Origin of the sequence: Brevibacillus centrosporus, from assembly GCF_003710815.1 — a bacterium.
GTDB classification, from domain to species: Bacteria; Bacillota; Bacilli; order Brevibacillales; family Brevibacillaceae; genus Brevibacillus; species Brevibacillus centrosporus.
Genome location: NZ_RHHP01000015.1, coordinates 151,827 through 169,710, shown reverse-complemented (window position 1 = coordinate 169,710; position 17,884 = coordinate 151,827). Strand labels below are relative to the sequence as shown.

15 protein-coding genes are annotated in these 17,884 nt (G+C 50.9%); 2 read left to right on the top strand and 13 right to left on the bottom strand.

Annotation, left to right across the window (positions count from 1 at the left end):
* Positions 1-2 precede the first annotated feature (2 nt).
* The 6 genes from EDM55_RS14855 to EDM55_RS14830 form a co-directional block, all read right to left on the bottom strand.
* Positions 3-1,412: a sugar transferase gene (locus tag EDM55_RS14855; RefSeq protein ID WP_122960634.1), complete on the bottom strand. Its 1,410-nt coding sequence runs from the start codon at positions 1,410-1,412 to the stop codon at positions 3-5.
* Positions 1,413-1,442: 30 nt separating this feature from the next.
* Positions 1,443-2,375, bottom strand: coding sequence for an NAD-dependent epimerase/dehydratase family protein (locus EDM55_RS14850; RefSeq protein WP_092268672.1), 933 nt, complete (start codon positions 2,373-2,375; stop codon positions 1,443-1,445).
* On the bottom strand, positions 2,372-3,718 hold the full coding sequence (locus EDM55_RS14845) for a UDP-glucose dehydrogenase family protein (RefSeq protein ID WP_122960633.1): 1,347 nt from the start codon (positions 3,716-3,718) through the stop codon (positions 2,372-2,374). Before EDM55_RS14845 ends, EDM55_RS14850 begins: the two co-directional genes overlap by 4 nt.
* 19 nt (positions 3,719-3,737) lie before the next feature.
* Positions 3,738-4,532, bottom strand: coding sequence for a glycosyltransferase family 2 protein (locus tag EDM55_RS14840; RefSeq protein ID WP_375371894.1), 795 nt, complete (start codon positions 4,530-4,532; stop codon positions 3,738-3,740).
* Positions 4,529-5,701: a glycosyltransferase gene (locus EDM55_RS14835; protein ID WP_122960632.1), complete on the bottom strand. Its 1,173-nt coding sequence runs from the start codon at positions 5,699-5,701 to the stop codon at positions 4,529-4,531. Before EDM55_RS14835 ends, EDM55_RS14840 begins: the two co-directional genes overlap by 4 nt.
* Positions 5,702-5,919: 218 nt before the next feature.
* Positions 5,920-6,063, bottom strand: a complete 144-nt coding sequence (locus tag EDM55_RS14830; RefSeq protein ID WP_092268665.1) for an anti-repressor SinI family protein — start codon at positions 6,061-6,063, stop codon at positions 5,920-5,922.
* 120 nt (positions 6,064-6,183) lie between these two features.
* Here EDM55_RS14830 and EDM55_RS14825 point away from each other — a divergent pair, with 120 nt between their 5' ends.
* Positions 6,184-6,513 (top strand): helix-turn-helix domain-containing protein, encoded by a 330-nt coding sequence (locus EDM55_RS14825; RefSeq protein ID WP_092268663.1) that lies wholly within the window; start codon positions 6,184-6,186, stop codon positions 6,511-6,513.
* A gap of 6 nt (positions 6,514-6,519) precedes the next feature.
* On the opposite strand, the gene galU is transcribed toward EDM55_RS14825, so the two are convergent.
* From galU to EDM55_RS14795, 6 genes are all read right to left on the bottom strand, one after another.
* Positions 6,520-7,416, bottom strand: a complete 897-nt coding sequence (galU, locus tag EDM55_RS14820) for a UTP--glucose-1-phosphate uridylyltransferase GalU (protein WP_373863324.1) — start codon at positions 7,414-7,416, stop codon at positions 6,520-6,522.
* Positions 7,417-7,431: 15 nt separating this feature from the next.
* Positions 7,432-9,180, bottom strand: a complete 1,749-nt coding sequence (locus EDM55_RS14815) for a phospho-sugar mutase (protein WP_092268661.1) — start codon at positions 9,178-9,180, stop codon at positions 7,432-7,434.
* Positions 9,181-9,450: 270 nt separating this feature from the next.
* A complete protein-coding gene (locus EDM55_RS14810; protein ID WP_141295452.1) occupies positions 9,451-10,878 on the bottom strand; it encodes a hypothetical protein in 1,428 nt (475 codons plus the stop codon).
* Positions 10,879-11,057: 179 nt separating this feature from the next.
* Positions 11,058-12,065, bottom strand: coding sequence for an LCP family glycopolymer transferase (locus EDM55_RS14805; RefSeq protein ID WP_122960630.1), 1,008 nt, complete (start codon positions 12,063-12,065; stop codon positions 11,058-11,060).
* Between the two features lie 155 nt (positions 12,066-12,220).
* Entirely contained in the window at positions 12,221-12,616 is a 396-nt protein-coding gene (locus EDM55_RS14800) for a hypothetical protein (protein WP_092268654.1), read from the bottom strand.
* A 122-nt stretch (positions 12,617-12,738) separates the two neighbouring features.
* Positions 12,739-15,753, bottom strand: a complete 3,015-nt coding sequence (locus EDM55_RS14795) for a DNA translocase FtsK (RefSeq protein ID WP_122960629.1) — start codon at positions 15,751-15,753, stop codon at positions 12,739-12,741.
* Between the two features lie 169 nt (positions 15,754-15,922).
* Between EDM55_RS14795 and EDM55_RS14790 the strand changes: the two genes are divergently transcribed.
* The gene (locus tag EDM55_RS14790; RefSeq protein ID WP_122960628.1) at positions 15,923-17,209 is read left to right on the top strand and encodes a hypothetical protein; all 1,287 of its coding nucleotides are present in this window, start codon (positions 15,923-15,925) and stop codon (positions 17,207-17,209) included.
* Positions 17,210-17,270: 61 nt separating this feature from the next.
* Here EDM55_RS14790 and cysC read toward each other — a convergent pair whose 3' ends face one another.
* Entirely contained in the window at positions 17,271-17,876 is a 606-nt protein-coding gene (cysC, locus tag EDM55_RS14785) for an adenylyl-sulfate kinase (protein ID WP_122960627.1), read from the bottom strand.
* Positions 17,877-17,884: the final 8 nt, after the last annotated feature.

Genomic DNA, 17,884 nt, shown 5'->3' with positions numbered 1-17,884 from the left:
TATTACTCGTTATTGGCGGTATTCGCCATGTCGTAATAGCCGAATAGCCGCAGCAGCTTTTTCTTGTTCTCATCGTTTTCATAGGCAACGCCAGCCGCTTGCTCCCGCTGTAGAACAACCCGGATGGTCTGGAGCAAAATCTTGATATCGAGAACGAACGAATACGTTTTGACGTACAAAATATCGAAGCGAAGTTTGTCTTCCACCTTTGTGCTGTAATTGGCCAATATTTGTGCCAGCCCGGTGATTCCCGGTTTGACTGACAAGCGATACGCGTAGTCCGGGATGCTCTCCTGAAACTGCTGGATGAAAAAGGGGCGCTCCGGTCTTGGCCCTACCAGACTCATTTCGCCTTTTAACACATTGAACAGCTGGGGGATTTCGTCCAAACGAGTGGAGCGCATAAACCTTCCGATCGGTGTGATACGTGGATCCTTTGCAGCTGCCAGAACCGGTCCCGTCGATTTCTCCGCATCCACCACCATGCTGCGGAATTTGTAGATGAGGTAGGACCGCCCGCCCTCTCCCAGCCGCTCCTGCTTGAAAATCGCCGGACCTGGTGAGCTGAGCTTGATCAATACGTACAAGAGCAGCATGACTGGCGCCAGAAGCAGAATCAGGAAGCCGGACACCAGTAAATCAAAGCATCGCTTGACCAATAGCTTTCTCGGGACGAAGCGTGGAGGCTGGATGGACAGCACCAGGAGATCATCAATTTGCTGCAGCTCGGACTCGATAGCGAGCAGCTCGACCATTTCCGGTACAGCCAGCACCTCTTTTTCGTGCTTGATACATAAGCTGATGATTTCTGCCTTGTCCTCCCGGTTCAAGTCAGGACCGAGCAAGACGACGTCCACTTCCGCCATTTTCTTATGTAAGAGCCTTCTGCTGTGGGCAGGAAGGAAGCCGTGAATGATGAACCAGCCTTTGGAATGGTTCATGCACTTTTCTGCCAAAGACACACCGCTATCGAGGCTGTCACCTACGATCAATACTTTCTTGCTCCCGTGCTTCTTCCGCGCTAGCTGCCAGATCAAATAACGGCTGAATCCGAGAACGAAAAATTGCAAAAACGTCGCAAACAAAATCACGCTGCGCGGGAACGAAAAGCCTTTGCCCATATACGTCATGGACATGGTCAGGACCATCACGAGCATGACAGACAAAAAGATGGTGTACAGCAGATGATGCAAGCTTTTACGCTTCCAGTCGGAGTACAGGTCGAACATGTAAAACGCGATCAGACAAAACAGCGAAATCCACGGAAACAGGGCTAGATACGGTTTGACATTGCGCAGCGGCACATCAAACGAAAAACGGGATAAAAACGCAATCACATAGCACGCGTTCAAGAGTCCAGCATCGAGCATTGCCAACAGAAACAGACGAAGCTTCAAGGTGTTGCCCCTCATAGGTTCCTCCTGCCATTTTCAAAAGGATCATCAGCCATATGCGATGGACATTCTGTTTCGAACGTATTGAATCGTTTGGTGCAGTCCTCGGTGCAAGGTCACTTGCGGTTCCCATTTCAGCAGTTCACGGGTCTTTTCGTTGCTCAGACAACTGTGCCGAATGTCCCCTTCTCTCGCTGGCAGGTAGATGGGCTCGATTGCGAGCGACAGCATTTCGTTTAAAAGCGTAACCAGATCATTGATGCTCAGTGCGTGACTCGTGGAGACATTGAGTACTTCTCTGGCTCCGTATTGCAGGGCGGCCACATTGGCAGCTGCTACGTCCTCCACATGGATAAAATCTCGCGTCTGCCACCCGTCACCGAATACCTTTGGCGGCAAGCTTTGCAGCATGTTCTGGATAAAGCTCGGAATGACTCCGCCTTCTCCTGTCAATTCCTGCCGCTCCCCGTAGACGTTGGCGTAGCGCAGGATCGTATAATCCAGTCCATATTGATCGGAGGTTACTCGGATGTATTGCTCAGGTGTGTATTTGGATATGCCGTAGCAGGAAAGTGGTCGGGTCTGGTGTGTTTCTTCAATGAGGGGAGTGTGTGGGATGCCATAAACGGCTGCTGAGGATGCGTAAATGAACTTTTTCACTTGATGTAAAACGGCGCACTCCAATAGTCGGAGGGTACCGAAAATATTGACGCTAGCATCGTGAAGCGGTGCCACCATCGAATGTCGGACGTCGATTTGGGCAGCCTGGTGGATGACGATATCCGGCTTTTCCGTGGCAAACACGGACTGCAGCTCGTGACTGGTAATATCGCACCGATAGAACTTCGCCAACGGGTGAACCTGCTCGCTTTTGCCCGTCGATAGATTGTCTACAATGACAACCTGATATTGATTCGCGATGAGTTGATCCACAATGTGTGATCCAATAAAACCGGCTCCGCCCGTCACGAGTACTTTCATCGCTCTCTCCCTTTTTCATGGAAACTTGTCGTTACCAGCTTTTTGCCTAGCTGTCTGCCGATCGGATGATATTCCACTGCGTCGTCTTCCAAAACAGAATCGTGCAAGCAATTCCTTCCATCGAAAACAATGGCTTCTCGCATCGCTCGCAGCTTGGGAACAAAAGCGGGAAGGGTAAACTCTTGCCATTCCGTCAAGACAAAAGCAGCGTCTGCGCCTGCCAGTACCTGTTCGGCACTTTCGAACAGCTCCACTTGAGCAGGAAGGTAGGTTCGAGCATTGTTCATGCTGACGGGATCGTACCCGACGACCTGCGCTCCGTGCTCCAGCAAAGCGGCTGCAATCCCTAAAGACGGCGCCTCTCTCATGTCATCGGTGTCCGGCTTAAATGAGAGCCCCAGCAGCGCCATTCTCTTTCCGCGCAAATCCCCGAATCGACTGACTGCCTTCTCGACCAGCCTCATCTGCTGCTTGCGGTTCACGCGCTCCACAGCCTGCAGGATTTGGAGCTGATCTCCTGACAGCTCTGCCATGCCCAAAAGCGCTTTGACATCCTTGGGAAAGCAGGAACCCCCATAGCCGATCCCAGCGCGCAGGAACTTTTCCCCGATTCGTTGATCCATGCCCATTCCCCGCGCCACATCCTCGATCGTCGCTCCCAGGCTCTCGCATAGGTTGGCGATCTCGTTAATAAAGCTGATCTTCGTTGCCAGAAAGGCGTTGGACGCATACTTGATCATCTCTGCGCTGCGAATGTCCGTGTGCAAAATGGGGATGTGCAAAGGCTCATACATCGCGGCAAGCATTTCTGCCACTTCTGCATCGTCGGTGCCGATCACAATCCTGTCTCCGTGGAAGGTGTCGTAGACCGCTGACCCTTCCCGCAAAAACTCCGGATTGGAGGCTACCCGTACAGATACAGGATGTGCGAGGTGCTCTGCGATGATTTGGGACAGAAATGTGTTCGTCCCAATCGGTACCGTGCTTTTAATGACGACAATCACATCATGCTGCACATTGCGTCCGATCGTTTGGGCTACGGTAATCAACGCCTGCAGATCTGGCATGCCATCGATCCCCTGCGGCGTGCCCACTGCTATGAAAATTGCCTCCGCATTCGCAAACGCTGCCCCTGGATTGACTGTAAACGCAATCCTTTTTTCCTTTCTCTGCTGATCCAGCATCTCTCCCAGACCAGGCTCGTAAAAGGGAACCTCCCCCGATGATAGCTGTGCGATTTTATCCTCGTCCACATCCACACATGTCACCTGGTGGCCGATCTTTGCCAAGCAAACACCTGTAACGAGTCCTACATATCCTGTTCCGACGATGGCAATCCTCATGGCTTCCTACCCTCTCCCGTTATGTCCATCCCACGCTTTTTTTCCATGCATTCCAGCCGTAGTGCAGGAAGCACCACGCTGCGTGCACCAGACCCAGCTTTTCGATATCCCGGTACAGCCTCCATGTATGCCGGGCGGCTTTCCATTTGTTGCTGGAGATCGAGCCGCCTACCTTGCGATACAAGGACAGCTCCTCTGAAATACCGTACGCGATCTGCCCTTGCTTGAGGATTTGCAGCCACATCGCTGTATCCTGACGAGTCCGAATGTTCGGCATCTGGACCGTCCCCAGCTTTTCACGATCGAGCATGACCGTCAGGCACCCGATGATGGTGTTCTTCAAGAGTCCCTGATAATCGATTTGCTTCGGTATTGGTACAGCTACTCCCGTCTCCGTGCCATTTTCCGCAATGATGCGATACTGGGTAAACGAGAAGGCGATGTCGCGCTCCTGCATAAAAGCTACCTGCGTCGCCAGCTTTTCCGGCAGCCACAAATCATCGCTGTCCAGAAAAGCCAGATACTTCCCATTGGCGGAAGATATCCCTGTATTTCGGGCAACCGCCGCTCCTCCGTTCTGCTCGAGGGCAATCAGGCGAATGCGCGGGTCGTTCAGCGCGTCTTGGATGACAGCTATCGTATTGTCACTGGAGGCGTCGTCGATGAGAATCATCTCCCAGTGGGGGTACGTCTGCCCTTTCACGGAATCGATGGTCGCTTTAATGAATTTGGCTGCGTTGTAAGTAGGCGTAATGACGGATACCAACGGCTGCGTCTGTATATCCTGACTCGCTCTGACAGAAGAACTCATCATTTTGCTACTCCTCTCACCAACGATTGATCCGTCTTCGATAGCGTCTGGTACAGCCTGATCAGCTTTTCCGATTCCCGCTCCCAGTTGTACTCGTTTATCGTGTAAGCCATCCCTTTTTGTCCCATCTCCTGGGCCAGCGCGGGCAAGTCGTGCAGAAACACGATCGCCTGTGCGATTTCCAAAGCATCCGTTTCTCTCACGAATACGCCGGAGCCAACATGTCCCACTTTTTCTCTCCACACGGCAAAATCGCTGGCGATGAACGGGATTCCAAACCTTTGATATTCATAAATTTTGTTCGGACTTGTTTTGGCGTGGTCGCCTATGTTTTGAATCGTGATCAATCCTGCATCCGCTTGGATCATATAGGCAAAAGCCTCTACCTGGGGCAGTACTCCCCGATAGTCGACATGCTTCCAGCCTGGCTTTGCCAACGCTTCCTTCCAGCCTGCCTGATCATGCACCGGACCAATCAGCCACATCCGCACAGGAAACAGCTGATTCACATATTCCAGCGCATCGACCATTTGCAGCAACCCGCGTGTACGTCCGATCGTCCCCACGTAGATCACTTGATACTCTGCTGGCTTTGCGATCAAACGGCTATGTGCGTAGGCACAGTCGATCAGCTCACCACTTGCGATCGGAGCGTTTTCGATCACGACGCCCTTTTTCCCCAACCGAGCAGCAACATCCGGCTGAGTCGCGATGGCCCCATCGAAACATCTCGCTGCCCACGCTTCCAGCTGTCCAACAGTCTTGGCCATGAATTGGCGCAATCGCCCTGGAATCCATTCGCGCATCAGAATTCGCTGCGTGAAATCTTCATGCGTATCGTAGATGACCGTTTTCCCCATCAGCTTCAGGAAAAATCCCAGAAGCAGTGTATCCGGATTGTGCAGGTGGATGATCGCTGCTCGCGTTCGCAAGATTTTTGCCAGCATCAGCGGCTGCATCAGAAATCGCTGCAATCGATTCTTGTAACGCGGGACCCCTTCTACACGGAGGTGACCTTGTACCCGCTCCCTCGTCTCATCCGCACCTTTTCTTGCCAGGAGTACGACCTCATACCCAGCAGCGGCGAGGGCTTTTGCTTCCTTTTGATACACCCTGACATCCGTGTGAATGTGCACGGGTGCATAGATGCATACCTTCTTTGCAGCTCCCATTCTGTCTCCACGTTCATCCTTCCTGATCGGTTTTCGTTCTTTATAAGGAACGATATGTCCTAGTATATTCTGCCTATAAGCAAAACAAAAACGGCCAAATTAGCCGATTTCAACCAAATTTGCCGTTTTCATCTATTTATCTCGATTTATCACCGTTGTTCTTAAAAAAGAACAAATTGATTATAACTGTTCTTTATAACGCTTTTGCTCCAAACTGCTTACATGGAACGGAGAGTTCCACGCGACGCCATCAGCAAAAATTCGCGGACTTCATCCAGCGTGATCCCCATGTTCTTGGCTTCCAAAATCAATTCCTCCCACTCACGATCCCTCTCCTTGGTGCCAATCTCTTGTGCGTACATGGTACTTCCCCCTCTCCAGCCTTACTTTCATCGGCAGCCAACGGTTTTTCACTATTAGGCAAAAGGCTTGTTTCCTGCTATAATGAGTGAATCAGCAAAGAAAAAAGGATGATTCTTTCGATGATTGGAACACGTATCAAGAACCTGCGAAAAGAAAAGGGGATTTCCCTATCGCAACTGGCTGAACGTGCGGGAGTTGCAAAATCTTATCTCAGCTCCATTGAGCGAGACATTCAATCCAATCCTTCACTGCAATTCATTGAAAAGATTGCCCAAGTGCTCGATGTTCCTATGAATACGCTAATCGAGAAAGATCCTGCTGCCGAACAAGATTTAGATCAAGAGTGGAACCAATTGGTGTTAGAAGCGATGAAGTCTGGGGTCAGCAAAGAAGAGTTCCGCGGCTTTTTGGAATTTCAAAAGTGGAAGCTGTCACAAAACAAGGAGTAACGTGGTTTAGCTTTTTTGTGTAACCGACACTCCTTGCGCCCAATTTTCCAAATAGTGCAACAACGGTGTTCGCAACTCATCGTTTCTCAGCGCAAACTCAATCGTCGTCGTGATAAAGCCCAGCTTATCACCAACATCATACCGAACTCCCTCAAACCGATAAGCAAAGACAGTCTGCACTTCGTTGAGGCGTTGAATGGCGTCCGTCAGCTGGATTTCTCCACCCGCTCCGGTTTCCTGGCGTTCCAAAATATCGAATATTTCCGGCCTCAAGACATACCGTCCCATGATCGCCAGGTTCGATGGCGCTGTTCCTCTTTGCGGTTTTTCGACAAATGCCCGAACCTGGTACATACCTCCCTCTGCTGTGAGAGGATCAATTACTCCGTACCTGGAAATCTGGTCCTCCGGCACCTCTTGCACGCCAATCACTGAGCACTGTGTATGCTCGTATAGATCCGTCAACTGCTTGATGCAGGGGATATCCGAGCGAACGATATCATCCCCCAGCAAAACAGCAAACGGCTCCTGCCCGATAAACTTCCTGGCGCACCAAATGGCATGTCCCAGCCCGAGTTGTTCTCTCTGGCGAATATAATGGATATTCGCCATTTTAGCTGAGTGACGCACCCGATCCAGCAAATCCAGCTTCTGCTTTTCCAGCAGATTCCATTCCAGCTCGAAGGCGGAGTCGAAGTGATCCTCGATGGCCCGTTTCCCTTTTCCTGTCACGATGATGATATCCTCGATCCCGGCTTCTACCGCTTCTTCTACAATGTACTGTATGGTCGGCTTATCTACGATTGGCAGCATTTCCTTTGGCATCGCTTTGGTTGCAGGCAAAAATCGAGTGCCCAAACCAGCAGCCGGGATAATGGCCTTTTTGATTTTCACTTGTGCCACGCTCACTCCTACCTCCTAGGGTAACCGGATCAACTCGGATAAAGCTCCTCGAAGTGCTGCCATCTTCTCTCTCGCGTCCTCATCGCTGGTCGGGGCATTCGTGCTGAGGTAAACCTTCATTTTCGGTTCCGTACCCGACGGCCGTACCGCCACCCACGATTTGTCTGCTAGAATGAATTTGATTACGTTGGATTTTGGCAAATCCAGCGATTCCCCCTGCCCTGTCTCTACTCTCGTTTTTATTTGACGCTCGTAATCCTCCACCGTTTCGACCACATACCCTGCCAGCTGCTTCGGAGGGTTCGATCGCAGGCTGGACAAGCATTCCTCCATCTGCTCGCGCCCTTCTCTTCCTGAAAGAGTGAGCGACACCAGCTCTTCACGGTAGTAGCCATACGTTTGATACATATCCTCCAAGATTTGAAACAGGTTTTTCCCTTGCTGTTGGTAGTAAAGGGCCATTTCTGCTACGAGTACAACGATTTGTACCGCGTCTTTATCGCGAACGAAGTCTCCCGCCAAATAGCCGTAGCTCTCTTCATATCCAAAGACAAAGGTATGCGATCCTTCTGTGCAGCATTCTTCGATTTTTTCGCCTATGTACTTGAAGCCTGTCAGGGTATTGATGGTCTTTACCCCGTGTCTCTCTGCAATTCTCTCTCCCAAGTCCGAGGTGACGATGGTTTTCAGCATCAGTCCGTCTGTATAGGGCCCTGCCTGTTGGAGCAAATAATGCAGCAGCAGTGCACCTAGCTGATTGCCGTTCACCATCTCATATGCCGAGTCGGTTTTTACCAGCACCCCTAACCGATCTGCGTCAGGGTCTGTCGCCATAATCAAATCGGCCTGTGTGTTTGCCGCCAGCATCAAGGCTAGATCAAACGCTTCCCGCTCTTCAGGATTCGGTGCTTTTACAGTAGGAAAACGAGAGTCGGCCGTCGCTTGCTCTTCGACGACATGGACGCGAGTGAAGCCTACTCGTTTCAGCAGCTCAGGGATCAGCTTTCTTCCTGTTCCGTGAAGCGGGGTATATACGATGCTCAGGCTGCTGCCCTTCTCCTGTATCAACGGACGCTGGCACAGCAGCTGTTCGACTTGCCGGTTGTATGCCTCTACGACTTCGCTGCCGATCATGACGATCTGCTGATCCCCTGGCGTGACTGGTGGCTGCGGAATCTCCAGGGGATCCCCGCTTGCTTGGATTTCATCGTAAATATCTTGGGCATCCTGTTCGGTGATTTGCCCGCCCAGTTGGTTATAGACTTTGATTCCATTGTATTCGGGTGGATTGTGGCTGGCTGTAATGACGATACCTGCGGAGGCATGGAGATGGCGAATCGCAAAGGAGAGCAGTGGAGTAGGGACCAACTCATGAAACAGATACACCTTGATTCCTGAATGTGCAAAAAGAGATGCCATCTGTCCAGCAAACTCTTCTGAATATTTCCGGGAGTCATAAGCGATCGCAATACCTTGCTTCGCTGCAGCTTCCCCCTTCTGTTGAAGGTAGGTGGCAATTCCTTGTGCTGCTCTTCGGACCGTATAGACATTAAGACGGTTGGTGCCGGCACCGATGATCCCTCTCATGCCTCCCGTTCCAAATTCCAGCTGTTTATAGAAACGTTCCTCAATCTCTTCCTTATTTGTACCGATCTGTTGCAGTTCCTCATAAAGATCTGTCGGCATCTCCCTGTGTGAAAGCCAGCGAGTGAACACTTCCATGGCACTAGGACTAGGATTTGATGCCTTGTTGGGATCTAGCATGAAAGTCACCCCTAGTAATCAGTTCGTCCCGACTCCTCATCCTGCGCACGATCTACACTGGGAGGTTCGGCGGATAGGCTTATACTACAATACGCCTATTTGAATGACAATAGACTTAATTTGTCGTATGAACAAAAGAAATAGCGAATTCTGAGCAAAGTGTCGATTTGTCAATAGTCTTTTTTTGCTATATTCCTCCCCCTTTCCGCAGTCGTTACGGACAGAAAAGCACCCCGAATGTTACATCGAGGTGCCACTCTTTGAACAGACTTATGAGCCTGTATAGCTGATCATCTGCACCCAGTCCGTGTTCAGCACGTTACTGGCTCCCGTAGTCAGTCTACACCATCCTGTGACAATGTACCTGCTACCGGCATTTCCTCTGACGACGGGAGCTGTGTTTTCGATTATATCGCCCGCTGTCCATTTGCCAGTAGTCGGCATAGCCGTACCCTGCATCCGCCGCAAGCCGTTTGCCATCGTCCCTTTGTAAATCACGCCATTTACGTTGATGCAGGTCGTCGTCCCTGCCTCGTTCACGTATATGCCTGTGCTGTTGTTGCTATAGGACACGTAGCTGTTGCCGTTTGTCGGAAGCTGGCATAAATTGAACATGGCTTCCGATCCATTTTGCACAATGTGATTAAAGTTGTTCGTTGTCGACAAATCGGTGGTTTGATAGTTGGGGAAGCGGCAGCTATTCATCACCACGTTGGAATTGGTGTTCACGTAAATCATCGATGACGTCCCACGTGTGGTGGCAGCGCCATAAATCAGATAGCCAGAGAATCCATTTACGACCGCGCTCGTGTTTTCAAAATAGAACACGTCTCCTTTGATATCCTCTGCCCCACATCCGTTCATGGTAATTCCGTTGCATTTTTTAAAGGAATAGGCGCGAGCTGTCCCTGTCTTGACGTGGTCGACACCGCAGCTGGTAAAGGTGGAGTAGTTGAGTAGGGTGATATCAAAGCCTACTTGCGCCGTATTTGCCCAGACATTGGTTGCGTTCAAGCTTGTACCCGTTCCGTTGTTTGTACCATCGTCCTGCCAGCACAGGGCGGAGACACAGTCCCTAACAAAAAACTTGTTGATGCTCGTCATCCAGGAATCAAAGGTGAAAAAGCCGTAGTCACAATAGTAGGTTTGGATGTTGCTGAAGGTGGCGTGGGTAGTGCGAGGTCCGTAAATACCGTAGCGTACTTGCTTGGGGGCAGTGGAATAAAGCGTTAGGAATTGAATGGAGGTATTGTAGTTCGTGGAGTTGTCACTGTGGTCAATGAGAAAGAAGGCATCGACGTTGTAATCGTCTGTGACTGCACCTCCCCGCGCTTTTCGGGTTCTGGCACCGATCGTCGTGTTTGTTGTTTTTTCGATGATCGTACAGGGGACAAACGTGAATTTACCTGTATAAATATCGTCGAGAACAACCGAGGAAATGGACGTTCCTTCGAGGACGATTCCCTGTGGCGGCAGCAGAATCGGCTTTCGGATTTTAAACCGCTGAATGGGGAACGTCACGACCCCTTGAATATTGGACTCAAAGTTGTTCGCGCTGTTTTTTGCTTTTTGCGACACATCGTTAACAGCTCTCTGGATCGCATCGGACCAGTCTTCCGTAGCTGTGCCGACATTCAGCGCATACTGTTTGTAATCTGTAATCGAGACTACATATGGCTGTGGAGTTAATATACTCATCCGCATACCTTCCCTTCTCTATATAGATTGGACCTGCTATACGATATGCAAAAGACGATTTTTAGCCACGGCTATTCCAAATTTCCACAATACCCTAATCCCTGCGTACAAGCATAAAAAAATAAGCTGTTTGCCCGTCGTTTTGGGCTACAGCCTGTTTTCAAAGGTTTTGTGAATGGCTACGAGTTTTGTGACGTTTTTGCCTCAGCTGCCCCGTGCAGAACTTGGTCGATCTGGCTTTTGATGTGGGAGCGCTCCTCATTTGATACAGCGTAATAGTAAATGCCATTGATCATTTCTCCCTGCCCATTGATGCGCAGCACATTGATCTGATCCAATCCACTTTTATAATGAAACATCAGGTTTTTCATGTCATCGAAGGTAAGATTCGTCTTGACGCTTGCGCCGATGTCGGCCAGTACTTTATCCAGCTTGTTGACCGTGCTGATTTCCTTTGCTTTCCCCATCAATTGCTGCAGAATCAACTGCTGACGCTTGTTGCGGCCAAAGTCTCCCTCGGGATCATCGTGGCGCATGCGGGCGTACGCCAACGCCTTTTTTCCATCCAGTGCGATTTTGCCTTTTTCAAAACGATATCCTTCGTAGCTGAAGGCGTGCGCATTGTCCACGACCACTCCCCCGAGAGAGTCGATGATGTTGAGGAAGCCCTCCATATCTACCTTGACATAGTAATCGATTGGGGTATTCAGGAAGGCTTCGACCGTCCGAACTGTCGCAGACATCCCCCCGAAGGCGTAAGCATGATTGATTTTGTCCTGTTTTCCGCTGTCGGCCATCTGCGTACGCGTATCACGCGGAATGCTGAACATCAGCGTCTGCTTAAGCGTGGGATTACTCGCCAGGTAAATGATCGTATCAGAGCGTCCTGCGTCCGTCCCGCGCTTGTCTACACCGAACACCAAAATGGAAACCGCTTTGTTTTCCTCTGCTTCCTGTGTCTTTTGTGCGTTGGGGATGGTTTGCGCGGTTCCTGCTGCAGGAGATGACTGCGGTGCTGATGGCGGCTGTTTCGTCTGGTCCTGCCCAGCATCCGGGGCAGGGGGCAATGGTTCAAAGATCGCGTGCGCGGTTTGCTCAACATTTTTGTAAAGCTGATAAAAATAGACAGAAGTCCCGATTACTCCTATTCCCAGTACAACAAGCACGATCCGCATGATTTTTTTCATCAGCCAGTCTCTCCCACTCCCGACTTTGGACAAAACCTCTACTACTAGCGTATGGCAAAGCTTCACAAACCTTTACACGCAGTCAGCATTTCTCGTTTTGACGCGGGAGTACAAAAAACAGCGATCGTGATGGATCGCTGTTCTCGCTGTCTACCTTACCCGACGATTTGCAGATTGGGGTTATATCGTTTTACGTACTCATAAATATCATCACCAACCAGCTTCACTTCCGCTGGCTTGTGAGGCTGCTTCGCACTGTGCGCCTCCAGCTGCTCGCGGCCGCGCTCAAGGCGTTTGCGGGCAACATCCGGGAGTGTCAAAACATGGGGAACCAGGAGTTGAAAATACCATGTTCCTTGGTGTTCTGCAGAAACATCTATCTCCAGCTCGATATCGTTGCTCTCGAATTCGTACAAATGGGTAAACAGTGCCTCTCGATCCGATGCAGCCAGCGTGGAAATGTCTACACGGACTACACTTAGATAATACTCCTCGTTGAACAGAATCATCTCGGAATCAATCGGTTGATACTTTTTCGTTACCAGATCCATAATGCCTCCCTGAAGTACTGAAGTGGATGTCATATCTTGTAGCATACTATATTTTCGAATATTTAGGCAACTCGTTCTATACAGAAGGAGAGGCAGCTTTTGCCGCTCTCCTTTTGTCTGTCCTACAACAAAGTGGAGCCTTCCACGACCGCTTGGGCATCTTCACGGGTAATCAGTACCGCGCGAGCCTTTCCTCCGCTTTGTCCAGCTACATATCCATCCGCTTCCATCATTTCGATCAGACGGGCAGCCCGGTTGTATCCTACTCGGAATCTGCGCTGCAAGCCGGATGCAGACGCCTGGCCCTGCTCTGCCACAAACACCAAGGCTTCCAGGTACAACGGATCATCTCCCGCATCGAAGGACTGAACCTGCTGCTCCAAATCTTCCTTGCTGAAAATATAGGAAGGTTTGCGTTGTTTTTTGATCACTTGGGTGATGCGCTCAATCTCGTCATCGGAGACGAAATTCCCTTGCAGACGAATCGGCGTCGTACCGCTCTCCAAAAACAGCATATCTCCGCGTCCCAACAAGCGTTCTGCACCAGACTGATCCAGAATCGTCCGGGAGTCGACCTGTGAAAATACGGCAAACGCCAAACGCGTCGGCACATTCGCCTTGATGTTTCCGGTAATGACATCTACAGATGGCCGCTGTGTCGCCAGCAAGAGATGGATGCCGCAGGCGCGCGCCTTTTGTGCGATCCGAATGATGCAATCCTCCACGTCCTGCGGAGAGACCATCATCAGGTCGGCCAGTTCATCAATGACGATGACAATATAAGGAAGCTGATCATCCGTCGTTTGATTGTAACGGTCGATATCCCTGACGCCTGCATCCACGAACAGAGCGTAGCGCTTCTCCATCTCTTCTACGGCCCATTTGAGAGCAGCCGTCGCTTGCTTCGCCTCCGTAACGACCGGCGTTACCAGATGCGGCAGATGGTTGTACGGTGCCAGCTCCACCATTTTCGGGTCGATGAGCAGCAGGCGTACCTGTTCTGGCGTCGCCTTGTACAGCAGGCTGACGATGATCGAGTTGATGCACACACTCTTACCTGAACCTGTAGAGCCTGCGATCAAGCCATGCGGCATTTTTTTAATATCCGCAATAATCGGCTCTCCCCCGATGTCCATCCCCAATGCAACAGCCAACGGAGAGCTGTGCTCGAGGAACTTGTCGGAGCCGATGATCGTGCTGATCATGACCGGGCGGCTCGATAGATTCGGCACCTCAATCCCGATTGCGTTGCGTCCGGGGATCGGTGCTTCGATACGAATATCCTTTGCCGCTAGATTGAGCTTGATATCGTCGATCAGACCGGTAATTTTATTCACTTTGACGCCAGGAGCGGGCTGCAGCTCAAAACGGGTCACCGAAGGACCTTTGACGATACCGACTACCTGTGCGCTGACGTTGAAGTTGGATAGCGTTTCTTCCAGCAAAAGCTTTTGCAGCTGTGTGTGCTCGTCATCATCGTCACTCGGTACCTGGCCCGGATTAAGCAGATCCAGCTGAGGCAATTCATAGGACGGCACCTGCTCTTCCTGCCCTGCACGCTCGGAGACATCTGCGACCTTCTGGGCTGCAGGGACAGATCCAGCTGTCTCCACAGGCCTTGGCATCGGTGGGCTACTCAATGGCTGCGAGATAGCGATCTCCTGAACTACCCCTGGCGCGTCCATGCCTGCTCGTTCCAGCAGCCGTGCCACATCCGATGCGTAATCGGTCTGCCTGCTTGCAACCATATGCGTTTCAATTTCGGTTTCGGTTTCGGCTGCTGCAGGTGCAGAGTCAACCTCATCGGTATCCGTGTAACGATCAGATTCAGCAAGCTCATGCGTCTCTTCATTCTCTGGCCCAATTGAGTTTTCCTCAACGGAGAGAGCTACACTCGGGATTTCTGCATCCGTGTCAGGCGATTGCTCTGGTTCCCATTCGATCTTCAAGCCCTGGTCCGGGACGTATTCCAGCAGAGCACTCGCATCCAGCGGGGAATGCAGGTCGTCTCCCTGCTCTGCTACTTCCACCGTTTCAAGCACCGCTACCGCTTCTTTTTCAACCTCGATCCGATCTTCTGGCTCCGTCGCCATCTCTGCGATTGCCGCGTGCTCCTCGTCCACTCTTTCCAAAGCGGGGAAAGTGTCCTCTTCGTGCTCTGGTCGCGCGGCTGTTTTTTCGTCTTCGATCCACTCTACTGTTTCTACTTTTACAGTTTCTACTGATTCTACTGATTCTACTGATTCCACTGATTCCACTTGCTCTACTAACTCTATTGCAACACTGGCTGCTACTTCCTCACGCGCAGTTTCCCACTCGACTGCTGAAGCTGCTTCTTCGATCGGAGCTTTTGGCAGCTCATCGGTTGCAGTCAGCTCCTGAACATCCGTCTCATCCAGCTCGATCTCCACATCCGATTCAGCCATCTCTGCAGGATGCTCGGACGCGTACTCTTCCTCGATCGTTCCCTTGGCTCCCGATTGCAGCTGATCCCACAGCTTCAGCTGGTTTAAATGCTCTTCCTGCTCGAGGCGCGGGTAAACGATCCCCGCTGTCGTGTGGATCCGATGCTCTTCCTCACGCGTAGCAGGTGTGATCTTGCCATAGACCGGGGAAACAATCTCGGAGGGCTTGTACGCTTTCTTCGGCTCATCAGGCTGGCGAACGCGAGGCGGCTGCTCCGGACGCGGTTCGGCATGTCGGACTGCACGTTCTGCTTGTTTTGCTGGAACGGATTTTGGCTTTTCCTGATTACGAACCGTGTTTATATTCCTGCTTGGACTTTGAACAGGAGGGTTATCGCGCAAAGACAGCCCTTGCTGCCGCTCACGTGTAGGCAGCTTTTGCTCGCGCTCGCGCATCACCTCTTGGCCATCTACCTGCTTGTCCTTTCGCTTTTTCTCTGGATATTCGTCTGGAACCACCGGAAAACGAAAATACCGTTCTCTTTCCCGAGCGAGCTCGCTCCCACTCCGGGTGTTCGCACGCTCTTTCGGATAAATGCTTTTCGTTTTCGCTTGGAGCTGTCGGGGAGCTGATGGAACGGAGGGACGAGAGTCGTTATCTATCCGCTGTTGTTGTTCTTCTTCATCATCGCTCTGAAAATAGCTCAAAAGCCTTTGAAGCCACGACCACATGTTGCAACGCCCTTTCTTTCGCTAACCATCTTTTCCCTTTCATCTTACCATGAAACAGATTGGAATTTTGCGAGATTGTGATTTTTTTCCGTATTTGCGAAACCTTTTCCCATTTTAAACGTAGATAAAAGTGGGACTGCAAAAGGATACATAGGGGAGGAACAACAATATGTGGAAAAAAAGTAGCGCCCTGCTGGTTGCGGGGATGCTGGTTCTAACGGGCTGCTCAGGTGAAGCTTCTTTGGTCCGTGATTCGATCGTGGCGTCTATTGAAAAGCCGAACTATGATTATCAAGGGACTTTGAAGCTGACAGGCGACGTCGATAAATTGCCAGCAGCTTTCGGAGAAACATCTGTAGGCAATGATGAAACAGCTCTGCTCGCTGCACTCAAAGCTGGTGTGAACGTCAAAGGCTCCCAGCTGGATTTGAAAAACACAAAGGTGCAGTTCGAAGTCAATGACGATAAATTGCTTCGTGACAACAAGCTGTGGGATGGCGACAAAAAGGCTTCCGTAGAGCTGATCGTGAACAACGACGATTTCTACGCAAAATCGCCACTCGATAGCAAGTACCTGAAAATTAGCGCGGATACTACCAATGCTCTCGGTGTTTACAGCGACTCTGAGGCAGATCCGGTCAAGCTGAAAGAATATCAGGATAAAATGAACGACCTCACGATTAATTTCGTGAAAAAATACATCGCCAAATACGGATACACCTTCTCCAGCGCCAAAAATCTGGGTGTAGAAACGGTCAACCTGCCAAACGGTGAAAAAGTGCAGGCGACCCACATTAACATCAAGATCGATGCCAAAGAACTGGTGAAAATGTTCTTCTTCACAGCGAACGATGCCGTTGCTAGCAAAGACGTGAAGGACTTTGCGATCGACATGATGGTACTCGCAAACTCCCTGCAAGAAGAGCTGAATCCTGAGCTGGGCAAAACGACCGAAGCAGAAAAACGCACGCAGGCAGAAGCAGCCGTAACGGAAGGAATCCAGTCTGCTAAAAAATGGCTGGACGAAACTACCAAAGTTTACACACCAGAAAAAATCGTAGAGGAAATGAAGAAAGAAGGCTTCCAAGGTCTCGCATGGAACCTCGACTTCTACATCGACGATGCGAAAATGGCTGTTCATCAAAAGAGCTCGCTGGACGTAACCATCCAAACTCCTGAGATGAAGCAAGCTTTGACAGTTGGCCTGGAAGTTGACCAATACGCGTACAACTTCGGAAAAGCGACGAAATACGAAGTACCTGCAAAAGATGCGGGCTTGACTGTAGAGCAGCTCTACACAGATGAAAAAGCAATCAACAACTTCAGCGACAAAGGCTTCATGCGCCCCGTAGCGGAAAGCTTGCTGGAGCAGCACAAATGGCAAAAAGAATGGGAAGCTGAGCTGGAAGCGGAAGAAGCAGATGCAGTAGAAGTACCAGCTACTCCTGCTCCTTAAGACTTCCCCCTCGCAAAAGAAAGCACGACGCTCATTGGGCGCCGTGCTTTTTCTTTTGCGATCAGATGATCCCTCTTTGGTGCAGGTAATCGATGACTGTCGCCACAGATTGCTCAACCGACAGCGTCCCGCTCTCGATCACCAGCTCAGGGGCTATCGGCTCCTCGTACGGGGAAGAGATACCTGTGAACTGGCCGATCTCTCCCTTCCTCGCCTTTTCGTACAAGCCTTTCACGTCCCGACGCTCGCACTCCTCCAGTGAGCATTTGACGTAGACCTCGACGAACTCTCCTTCTGCCACCAAGCTGCGTGCCAGTGCACGGTCTTCCAAGTAAGGGGAGATAAAGGCAGTCAGCGTAATCACACCAGCGTCCACAAACAGTTTCGCAACTTCACCGATTCGCCGGATGTTCTCTTTCCGGTCCTCCGCTGAAAATCCCAGTCCGCGGTTTAAGCCATGGCGAATGTTGTCTCCATCCAGCACATAGCTTGCCAGCCTCCGCTGATGCAGCTCGTGCTCCACGGCATTGGCGAGCGTCGACTTGCCCGCCCCTGACAGACCAGTGAACCAGATGACGCAGCTTTTATGTCCCGCTCTCTTTTGGCGATCTTCCTTGGTCACCGTCGTCGGATGCCACACGATATTGGCTGTTCCCTCTCTGCTCATTTCTCGCG